Here is an 11,133-nt window from a genome sequence, read left to right as displayed (position 1 = left end):
CGGTGATGGTTTTAGGATCTCCACAATCACCTTGAAACCTTACACAGTAAGGCATTAATTCCTCTTGCCTTCAAAAATGAGCGAACGTACAGTTAGAGATTAAGGTAAAATTATAAGTAAAAGTATTAAGAATTTTAAAGAAACTAATCAATGTCCAGCATTTCTATTGACAAAAGTAACTCTAGTGTTGTCGTTATCGGTGCGGGAATAGGTGGACTGACTGCTGGAGCATTATTAGCTCATAGAGGTTACAGCGTCTTAATTTTAGATCAGGCCCTCGTACCCGGAGGCTGTGCTTCGACGTTTAAACGACAGGGATTTACCTTTGATGTGGGAGCAACTCAGGTGGCGGGGTTGGAACCAGGGGGAATTCACCACCGCATTTTCTCAGAATTGTCAATAGATTTACCGCCAGCAACGCCTTGTGACCCTGCTTGTGCGGTGTATTTACCTGGGGAAAGTACACCGATTAATGTCTGGCGCGACCAAGAGAAATGGCAAGAGGAAGGACAAAAACAGTTCCCTGGTAGCGAACCGTTCTGGCAATTGATGGCAACTTTATTTAATGCCAGTTGGGAATTTCAAGGACGCGACCCGGTGCTACCACCACGTAATTTATGGGATTTGTGGCAGCTAATGCAAGCGGTACGTCCCAGTACATTAATTACCGTACCCTTCACTTTGTTTACGGTAGGAGATGCATTACGGTTATGTGGACTGGGAAATGACCAACGACTGAGAACTTTTTTAGATTTGCAACTGAAGTTGTATTCCCAAGTTAATGCAGATGAGACAGCATTACTTTATGCTGCAACAGCGTTGAGTGTATCCCAGCTGCCCCAAGGATTGTTTCACCTCCAGGGAAGTATGCAAGTATTAAGCGATCGCTTGGTACAATCCTTAGAAAGAGATGGCGGCAAATTGTTGATGCGCCATACTGTAGAAGAAATCAAAGTAGAAAACGGCAAAGCTACTGCTGTAGTCATTAGAAATCAGAAAACTGGCGAAGTTTGGACAGAAACCGCCGACCATATAGTTACCAATGTCACCGTGCAAAATTTGGTGCAGTTATTGGGAGAACAAGCGCCATCTGGATATAAAAACCGGGTGGAAAAACTACCCCAAGCATCGGGCGCGTTTGTGGTGTATTTGGGTGTAGATGCCAGCGCGATTCCGCCTGAATGCCCTCCTCACTTACAATTTATGTACGATGTCAATGGCCCCATTGGCGAGAATAATTCCCTGTTTGTTTCCGTCAGTCATCCTGGAGATGGCCGCGCACCGTCAGGAAAAGCGACAATTATCGCTTCTTCATTTGTCGATCCTGCACAGTGGTGGCAGACTGAAGATTATGAAGGACTAAAAGAAAAGTTTACCCAAGAAGCGATCGCACATCTTGCCCAATACTTCTATCTCAAACCAGAAACTATTATTCATCAAGAAGCGGCAACACCCCGCACCTTTGCCCATTTCACAGCCCGCGATCGCGGTATAGTTGGTGGTATTGGTCAAAGGATTCCTACCTTTGGCCCCTTTGGGTTTGCTAATCGTACACCCATCCAGAATTTGTGGTTAGTTGGTGACTCTACCCATCCCGGCGAAGGTACTGCTGGGGTGAGTTATTCGGCGCTGACGGTAGTTAGGCAAATTGAGGCACAATAACTTATCAAACACCAGTAATTAAAAAGTCCTCCTTCCTTAGCAAGCAAGTCATACTTGTAACCGATGGCAAAGGGGACGGAAAACTGGTCAAATTAAGTTATTGTTGCGAATGCTGGAGTAATGACAGACAGCGTTTTAATTCTTGGTGGACGGGGGCGGATTGGTAGCACTGTTGCTCAGGATCTCGCTACGCATACGCAGGCTCAAATTACGATAACTGGACGTTCTGCGGAGTTTGGGAAGGCTGTTAGCTTGTCTTCGGGAGGACAAGTGCAGTTTTTGGTGTTGGACTTGGCAGAAGTTGACAAGTTGCAAGATGCGATCGCAAACTCTAACTTAGTCATCCATTGTGCTGGCCCATTTCACTATCGAGATACTAATGTTCTTGAAACCTGTATTGCTCAAGGCGTTAATTATGTAGATGTCAGTGACCATCGTTCTTATACCAGCAAGGCTCTTAATTTTAGTGAACAGGCTGCTGCTGCTGGTGTGACGGCAATTATTAATACTGGTATTTTTCCTGGTATTTCTAACAGTATGGTGCGTCAAGGTGTTGAACAATTTGATAAACCAGAAAAGATCCATTTAAGTTATTTGGTTTCGGGTTCTGGCGGTGCTGGCATTACAGTGATGCGAACAACTTTTCTTGGGTTACAGTATCCTTTTGAGACTTGGATAGATGGAAAATGGAAGATAATTAAGCCTTATAGTGAAAGAGAATTAGTCGAGTTTCCACCTCCCTATGGACGCACTGGAGTTTACTGGTTTGATATGCCAGAAACCTTTACACTGCCCAAAGCCTTCCCATCAGTAAAAACTGTAATTACTAAGTTTGGCTCTGTTCCCGATTTTTACAATCACCTAACTTGGATTGCGGCACACGTTTTTCCTAAGTGGTTAATGCAACGCCGTTACATGATTGAATTTCTGTCTCATGTCAGCCATTCAATGACAGATGTCACTAATAATTTTAGTGGAATTGGGGTAGCAGTTCGTTCGGAAGTTACAGGGCAAAAAGATGGTGAAACCGCCGTTTATTCTTCAACTGTAGTGCATGAAAATACAGCCGTGGCTTCTGGTTGCGGTACAGGTAGTATTGCCCAGTTATTGCTAGAAGGTAAACTCAAGAAACCAGGTGTTTTTGCTGTAGAAGAAGCGCTACCAACAGATTTATTTGAAGAAGTAATGCAAAGCCGAGGAATTAAAATTAATCACAGTTGGTTATAGGTTAATACGCTTAGGTTTAGCAGACTGGATGAAAATTTCATCCGATTTCACGAAATATTCAGATATTGGAGGTAAGGGCGTACATTTGTACGCCCTTACTATAGGCAAAAATTAATATACCTTACGATAGAAGGAAAAACTGTACCTAAACATATAGGATGCCTGTGAGCCTGAAATCTTGAATATATTTATACATCACCACGGCTCATAAAATAAAAACAGGAGCGTTTTTTTGTGCAAAAAATTTTATTAACTTTAAAGCAAGCGTTACGTTCAAGCTTTTTGGTCGTTGGTTTAATTATTTTCATTAGCTTATCAGGTTCTTTCATTTTCGTTCAGCAAGCTAGTAATGCAACTACTCTTGAAGAATTAAAGTTAATCCCGCCAGAGTATAAACCAAATTCTGAAGAAAAAGTTAATCGCGCTAACGAATTTGATCCAGGTGTTGGCGTTCAAGAAGAAGAACGACAAGAAGCTTATGAGCAAGCAATAAAAGATTCAAAAAACCTTAATACTATAGAGAAGACTTACGAAAGAAATTTGAAGGCTGAACAAGAACAAAATCCCCCAGAAAGTTTTGGTGAAAAAGCGAAAGAAGTTATTGAAAAGGTGACAGGTAAATAGGGAATATACACCTAACCCATAACCCCTTCCCTGCAAGGGAAGGGGAGTAATATTCAAAGCCTCTCTCCGATTTTAAGTCACAGGTTTAGAAAAAAATTAAATTGCTTTTACTCAAATTCATCTATTGTGGTAGGAGTATTAGACTTTATCTTATTAGCAATATTGCGCTCATACCACTTCATTAATGGAGTTGCACTGACGCCATGTATAATCACAGAAGCTACAATAGTAGTGTAAGTTATCCAAGCAATTTGTTCGGCAGCTTCACCTTTTAAGCCATTACCAAAGGCATAGGCAAGATAATATAAAGAGCCGACACCGCGAATACCAAACCATCCAATCAACCACCTAGTTCCTGGATGAAAGGTTCGGCGGTGTGATTCTACAGGGCGTTTGCCTATTGTGCTAATCCAAACTCCTACAGGTCGGATTATGAATAATAATAGAATTATCACTAATAAAGATTGCATAGCATAGTTGAGCATTGGCTTGAATAATAATATTGATCCCAATAGTAAAATTGTTCCAACTTCCAGCAGTTTTTCAAGTTGCTCAACAAATTCCAACTGTGCTAGCGGTTTTTCAGGATTTCTGTAACTGCGTTGGACAACTAAGCCAGCAACAAATACTGCCAAAAATCCATAGCCATTTACCATTTCTGTTAAGGAATAAGTTATTAAAATTGTGCTGATAGCAATAAAATCTTCCATTAACTTATCAGCACGACGGCGTTTTTGAATTCTTTTTTCAATCCAAACTATAGATTTGGCAACAACAATTCCCATAACAATGCCAGCTGCGATCGCCCAAATTAAATCAACCGCAATCCACTGTTTAAACCAGTTACCCCAGTTATCATCTTTTAATGCATGAAGGCCAAAATAAACGAAGGGAAAAGCTAGAGCATCATTTAATCCACCTTCAGAAGTTAAACCAAATCTCAACTCATCTTGGTCGTTTATATCGGTCAGTTGTACTTCTGATGCTAATACTGGATCGGTAGGTGCAAGAATTGCTCCTAATAAAATGGCTTCTCCCCAATTCATCCCTAAAAATAATTTACCCACAACAGCCAGAGCAAAAATTGAAATTGGCATCAGAAATCCAATCAATCGCGCCGTAATGTCCCAAGTCTCCAACCTTAGAGGACGAACAATTCTTAAGCCGCAGCTAAACACAGAAATAATTACTACAAGTTCTGTTATTTTTTCCAGCACTTCGGCATTAAAAACGTCATCTCGACGAAATTGAATCAGCCCAAAGGCATAAGGGCCTAGCAAAATACCAACTACTAGATAGATAAGAGCAAAAGAAAGAGGTAAACGAGCAATCCAACCTGACCCTAATGTGACCATCAAAAGAAGTAAACCAATCACAAATAGGTCAATAATATAGATATCTACCATATAGCGATTTATATAAAAATTAGGGGTTCCTTTGTAAGGATAGTTGTAATAGCTTGGTGTTAGAAATTACCTATGGGCAGATTTTCGGGAATTAGAAATTGGGGATTCATACCAGCCAGCAAATTTGAGAAGAAGGGAATAGATAAGATCGTGCTTTGATTATTCGCGTCTGGATTACAACACAGCCCCTAAAATAATAGGATTTAGCACGGGAATATGGTTAATACCACTGGAAAACCTCACTTCTATTTCTCTCTCCTTTTAGGCTACAGTTACGCATAAGTAAAAAAATCCTCTACCCATATTTTTCTCAGAGTAAAACTGTCACATTCACCTACATCCCGCCCAGAACTAAAGTTCAGGGCTGATAGCTGAAGTCCACTCAAGTGGACTGAATTGATTGATTATTTAGTCCACTTGAGTGGACTTCAGCTATGAGACTCGGAATTCATTCCGAGGCGGGATAGAAACGCAGTGCAAGATTTATTAATAAAGATATGACCAGGGCAAGGCTTGTGTGTACACCTTAGCCTTTTTAAGGAGGGTTAGGGAGGATCAAGCCTTAACTGAACCAATACGCCCGGGTTAAGGCTAAAAAATAAAACTGGTGTAGGTTGGGTTGAGGAAGGAAACCCAACATTCTCAAGGCTTTGTTGGGTAACACTAAAGTTCAACCCAACCTACGATTCTTCTTAACTGAACTGTATTGGTCTATATTCCCTACTTTCTCATTCAGATATCGCATAATTTAGTACAAATATACTATAATGTAGATAGCGTCCACAAAGCCTAGTAAAACGTATAACGGCTCTGTGAAAACCTTCTGGAAGATGGATTCAAGGGTTAGTTCGATGATGAAGCATTACATTCTCAACCTCAATCCGACTGCCAAGCATGAATGGGATCGGTGTATTTTACGTGACCCGTTGACTGCCAAACGCCCAGACATTGCCAAATTAATTGCTGAAGCAGTTGGTGCTGATACAGGCAGTTATTTAGTGAGCGTGAATATCGAAGTTCAAGTTTTGGAGCAAGCCGCAGTCCCTCAAGCCGAACAACTCTCGCTTTCATTTCCAGAAGTGAGTGTGCCGTCACAACCACAACTGCGGGAAGCGGCTTGAGCTAAAGTGCAGAGTTTAGCACAGAAAATAAAGCCTGTATAAGCAGGCTTACTTCGTGTAGCCGCAGATTGAAGTCTGACGGTTAACCGAATCATCAGTAGATTTGACCTGAGAGGAAATTATTAAATGATGCAACTGAGTCATTATCCAGCTGCGTTGGGCGAAGCCCTTGCCGTTCGCGCAGCGTCTCCGACAGGAGAAGGCATCGCACAAGCTGCTCAACGGGCTAATGAAATAGACTCTCAGTTCATGGCAGTGCAACACCAAATTAACCGATTTGCAGGCAATGCGGATCGTGTCGCCGCCTTTGAAATGGATTTGAAAAATGATGCTCAACGCAATGCTCGTCGCTTTGAAGTGCTGCTTGTAAATCAGAAATATCAAAAGGCAATAGACACCCAAATTCGATTAACTCTCGATAAAGCAAATGCCATCGCTCATTTGGAATATCTGCGTAACCAGTTTAGTGTAGCTAAGTTAGAAGCAAGATTAACGTAGCTTGCCGCCATAGGCATCGCTCAACAACTCTCTGATTTTGAATCTCGTGAATTAGTTGGTTTGTAATCACACCTGAACCGTAGTCTGATTATACAACTGCTAAGGAGGCTAAGTTACCCTTGTAGCCACTAATCTCAATCACGGCATCCGTGAGGGCAGAGAATCCATTAGTGTTATCGTTGAGTGCCAGAAAAGTTTGCTGATAATTGCCTGTACCAAGGGTAAAAGTTGCCGCACCTTTAGCAACAAAAGCAGTTGCAGTCAATATCTGTTGTACATCTGAGACATTTAGACTTGCAACTTTGCCAAGTTGAACTAAATTAGCCGCGCTAACTGCATACAGCCCATCAATCTTATCTTGACAAATGTTCAAGTCAGTTATTTTATCAAAGCTAGACAGTAGGGAATCACTCAGACTGTTGAACACAAATTTATCAGTGCTACAACCGCCTGTGAGGGTATCACGTCCAGCACCACCATTGAGGATATCACGACCATTACCACCAATTAGTTTGTCATTTCCGGCTAATCCAAAAAGTTGATCGTTGCCGTTTTTGCCGGAAATTTGATCATTACCAGCCCCACCACTGAGTTTATCTGCACCATTGCCACCGTTTAAGGTTTGGTTTGGCACATTTCCCTCTGTAGTGGTTTTGCTGATTAATTGACCATTGGTATCATACAGATAAGTGGCAACTGCATCAGTAATGCCATCACTGTTGTTGTCAATATCTGCGGAAATTAGTTTGCCGTTGCGATCGTAGTTGAAAGTGGTAATCTCATTAGCAATGCCATCATTATTTTTGTTAGCTACCTGTGCAGCGAGTTTGCCGTTAGCGTCGTAACTGTAAGCGGTGACTTCATCAACAATGCCATCACGATTATTGTCAATTTTTTGTGATTTCAGGTTGCCGCTAAAATCGTAGCTGTAGATGCCAACTGCATCAATTACACCATCATTGTTGAAGTCGTAGCTGGCGGATGCGCGTCCATAAGTATAGCTTTGGACATAATCAACTTTGCCGTCGCCGTTGTTGTCACGGCTAAAGGATGTCAGGTTGCCCTTGGCATCATAAATAGAGGTTTCGACATAATCACCTTTGCCGTCGCTGTTGTTGTCACGGCTAAAGGATGTCAGGTTGCCCTTGGCATCATAAATAGAGGTTTCGACAGAATCAACTTTGCCGTCGCCGTTGTTGTCATAGCTGGTGGATGTCCGGTTGCCCTTGGCATCATAAGTATAGGTGTTGACATAATCAACTTTGCCGTCGCCGTTGAAGTCAACGCTATCGGATGTCCGGTTGCCCTTGGCATCATAAGTAAAGGTTGCGACAGAATCAACTTTGCCGTCGCCGTCGTTGTCACTGCTATCGGATGTCAGGTTGCCCTTGGCATCATAAATAGAGGTGGTGTCATAAAAAAGTATGCCGTCGCCGTTGCCAAAGCTACTCAATGTCCGGTTGCCCTTGGCATCATAAGTATTGGTTTGGACATAATCAACTTTGCCGTCGGCCTTCAAGTCAACGCTATCAGATGTCACCTTGCCCTTGGCATCATAAGTATAGGTTTCGACATCATCAACTTTGCCGTCGTCGTTGTTGTCATAAGTAAAGGATGTCACCTTGCCCTTGGCATCATAAGTATAGGTTTCGACAGAATCAACTTTGCCGTCGCCGTTGTTGTCAGAGCTATTGGATGTCTGGTTGCCCTTGGCATCATAAGTATAGGTGTAGACAACATCAACTTTGCCGTCGTCGTTGAAGTCATAGCTATGGGATGTCTGGTTGCCCTTGGCATCATAAGTAAAGGTTTCGACAGAATCAACTTTGCCGTCGCCATTGTTGTCACGGCTATTGGATGTCAGGTTGCCCTTGGCATCATAAATAGAGGTTTCGACAGAATCAACTTTGCCGTCGCCGTTGTCGTCAGTAGTATTGGATGTCCGGTTGCCCTTGGCATCATAAATAGAGGTGTTGACATAATCAAATTTGCCGTCGCCATTGTTGTCAACGCTATTGAATGTCAAATCATAGCGGTAGGTAATAACTGAGTCTGTTATTCCATCACTGTTGTTGTCTGTCCTCTCAGATATCACTTTGCCATCGACATCATAAGTGTAAGTTGTGGTTGAGGTCATAAAATTAGTGTTCTTTATCTGTTTGATTCCACTTGTGTACTGCTATGTGTTTTCATCACACATCGCTATGTTCTGCAAAATCTTTTTATCTACCAAGTCTTGTTAGTTAAATGTATTTTTGCTGCATCAGTCACAAAAATGATATGATATATGTTTTTTTAAGTCAATCTTGTTAATGACATTATTGCTAACTTAACCAACTTAGTATACTCATTTTCAGGGAAACGCAAAGTTTTTAAATTCCATTCGCTGGAAACTTATCCCCCATGCGTGGAGAGGCTTTGAAACCTAGTACGTAGGGACACACAATTACAGCTAGTTGTGCGCCCCTACCAATTGTCTGTATTCCACGCAATTTAAAACCGCTATATGTCTATTTAAGCGGACGTGATATGAGACAGCAGTTGGGAAATTTGCTGATTAATAATTGCAACATCAAAACGCTGACTAGCAGTAGTCCAGGCATTATTAGCTATAGTTGCAGTTATTTCTGTCTCCTGAAGACAGGTAATAATTACTTGTGCAAGTTCTTGGGGTTCTCCTGGTGTCACTAGAAAGCCATTAAGTCCATGTTCTACTAATTCCATTACACCCCCAGCTTTTGCTGCAACTACAGGTTTTCCACATAGCATTGCCTCTACAATCACTCTACCAAAGGGTTCTGGGGAAGTAGAGGTATGTGCTACCAAGTCACAAGCTGCCATCAAGGGAGGAATATCAGAACGAAATCCTAAAAATTTGACGCGGTTTTCTAATCCTAGTTTAGCAACTTGTTGGTGTAACTGTTGGACGTAATCTTGTTCACCAAATAGTGCATCACCCACTAAAATTGCTGTCACTTCTGGCGGACATTTGGCAAGGGCATCAATTAAAATATGCTGCCCTTTCCAAGGTGCAATACGGCTAAAGTGTCCGACTACAAATTTTCCTTGCAATCCTAGCTGTTGCTGTAATTGATTAATGTCAGGCTCATGAGTTTGATATTTTTTTGAATCAAAGCCGTTATAGACAACTTCGATGATATCTGGGCGTCCCCCCGCTTCTAAAAAGGCTGTTTTACTAGCTTGGGAGTTGGCAATTACTAATGATGCAAAACTATTAGCTAAATTAACAGCAATGCGAAGATTAGTTAGGCTAAAATGTTCTTTAGAAAGGATATCATGTAAATGATAAACTAAAGGAAGATGACTGAAAAAACTTGCTAATGCTCCGACAACTAATGCTTTTTGGGTGTTGGCATAAATTAAATCGTATTCACGCGCTATTTTAACTACTTTAGTAATCAAAGGCGCAAGTTGTGCCAAACTCTTTAATCCTTGCACTAAACTGCTTTCTTTGCGAACTTGGATTGCTTGAGTTGCAAGAACTTCTACTGGAATATGATTTTGCTGCAATAAATCTTTAAATGAGCCATCTGCAAATAAACCTACCAAAGCGCGATTTCCATAAGGTTTAGCAATATCTATTAAACACAATTCTGCGCCGCCTGGTTTACCACTTTGGTCTAGAAAAAAAATTCTCATTAAACCTCTATTTTATTTAATTTGACCTACGTAGCAACCCTAATATCTATTACAGTCAATTCTTTAAGCTAATAAAATCTTCCGTACTTGTTGGGCGATTTGATTCCAGTCGTAGTTTGTGGTAGCGTACTGACGACAGGCTTCTCGTGAAGGTATGGGGATATTTCCCAAAAGCACTTGCTCTAATTTTTCAGCAATGACTGAGGCTTCTGTTGAAGTAGTAATTAAATCGGGTGAAAATCCTGATAAAATTTCTGGCATTCCTCCAACTGGGGTACATAAAACAGGAGTACCACATGCTAAAGACTCAATTATTACTAATCCGAAACCTTCAAAAGATTGGCTAGGCATGACAGTCAATTCAGCAGCTTGATAAGCTATAGGCAATTGCTCATCAGGTAAAAAACCTAAAAACTTAATGTTGTCGGCTAGCCCTAATTCTGTAGCCTGTTGTTGTAGTGCAGCTTGGATGTGACCACGACCTGCGATCGCAAGCCAAACATCTGGTATTCTGGGCTTAATTATAGCCAGTGCCTGTAATAATTTGTCAACTCCGGTTCGATGTACTAAGCGGCGTGATGTAAATAGGATACGGCGATTAGTTGGCCAGCCTAACTTTGTACAAGCCTCTTGGGGTGATAAATTTGGCTGAAACCAGTTAATATCAACTCCACCAGGAATAATATTAATTTTGCTCCACGGTACTTGATATTTATCATGTAGAATTTTACCAAAGGCTTTGCTCAAAACAATGAAGCGATCGCAGCGATTATAAGTGTTTTGTTCTATTAGCCAGTGCTTGATTAAAAGACTAAGGTTTTTATTAACCACTTCTTGCTGACTCTCAGAAGCCCAAGGGCCATGAAAGTTAAAAGTAACTGGTACTCCCTTTGGTAAAATATCTAAAATAGGAAAGCTATATAATGCAAAGTGCA

General features: G+C 41.3%; 8 protein-coding genes and 1 pseudogene. 5 read left to right on the top strand and 4 right to left on the bottom strand.

The features are described from left to right. The first annotated feature begins 150 nt into the window (after positions 1-150). The 3 genes from crtD (at position 151) to V7K25_RS26270 (ending at position 3,513) form a co-directional block, all read left to right on the top strand. Entirely contained in the window at positions 151-1,662 is a 1,512-nt protein-coding gene (gene crtD / locus V7K25_RS26280) for a C-3',4' desaturase CrtD (protein WP_335162066.1), read from the top strand. 120 nt (positions 1,663-1,782) lie between these two features. Further along, entirely contained in the window at positions 1,783-2,889 is a 1,107-nt protein-coding gene (locus V7K25_RS26275; RefSeq protein WP_335162064.1) for a saccharopine dehydrogenase family protein, read from the top strand. 234 nt (positions 2,890-3,123) lie between these two features. Then, the gene (locus tag V7K25_RS26270; protein WP_335162063.1) at positions 3,124-3,513 is read left to right on the top strand and encodes a hypothetical protein; all 390 of its coding nucleotides are present in this window, start codon (positions 3,124-3,126) and stop codon (positions 3,511-3,513) included. A 107-nt stretch (positions 3,514-3,620) separates the two neighbouring features. Here V7K25_RS26270 and V7K25_RS26265 read toward each other — a convergent pair whose 3' ends face one another. After that, positions 3,621-4,919 (bottom strand): cation:proton antiporter, encoded by a 1,299-nt coding sequence (locus tag V7K25_RS26265; RefSeq protein ID WP_335162061.1) that lies wholly within the window; start codon positions 4,917-4,919, stop codon positions 3,621-3,623. A gap of 851 nt (positions 4,920-5,770) precedes the next feature. Here V7K25_RS26265 and V7K25_RS26260 point away from each other — a divergent pair. Both V7K25_RS26260 and V7K25_RS26255 read left to right on the top strand, forming a co-directional pair. After that, positions 5,771-6,040, top strand: coding sequence for a hypothetical protein (locus V7K25_RS26260; protein ID WP_100900343.1), 270 nt, complete (start codon positions 5,771-5,773; stop codon positions 6,038-6,040). Positions 6,041-6,166: 126 nt separating this feature from the next. Next, positions 6,167-6,604, top strand: a pseudogene (locus tag V7K25_RS26255) (hypothetical protein). A 22-nt stretch (positions 6,605-6,626) separates the two neighbouring features. Here the strand turns inward: V7K25_RS26255 and V7K25_RS26250 are convergent. The 3 genes from V7K25_RS26250 to V7K25_RS26240 form a co-directional block, all read right to left on the bottom strand. After that, positions 6,627-8,675, bottom strand: coding sequence for a bluetail domain-containing putative surface protein (locus V7K25_RS26250; protein WP_335162059.1), 2,049 nt, complete (start codon positions 8,673-8,675; stop codon positions 6,627-6,629). A gap of 377 nt (positions 8,676-9,052) precedes the next feature. Beyond that, a complete protein-coding gene (locus V7K25_RS26245; protein ID WP_335162057.1) occupies positions 9,053-10,198 on the bottom strand; it encodes a glycosyltransferase in 1,146 nt (381 codons plus the stop codon). Positions 10,199-10,261: 63 nt separating this feature from the next. Continuing rightward, positions 10,262-11,133: glycosyltransferase family 4 protein (locus tag V7K25_RS26240; RefSeq protein ID WP_335162055.1), on the bottom strand; the 872-nt coding region annotated here is incomplete at its 5' end.

Source organism: Nostoc sp., from assembly GCF_036919495.1.
Taxonomy (GTDB): Bacteria; Cyanobacteriota; Cyanobacteriia; order Cyanobacteriales; family Nostocaceae; genus Nostoc.
Note: the sequence above shows the minus strand (reverse complement) of the source record. Positions and strands in the feature narration are given on the sequence as shown.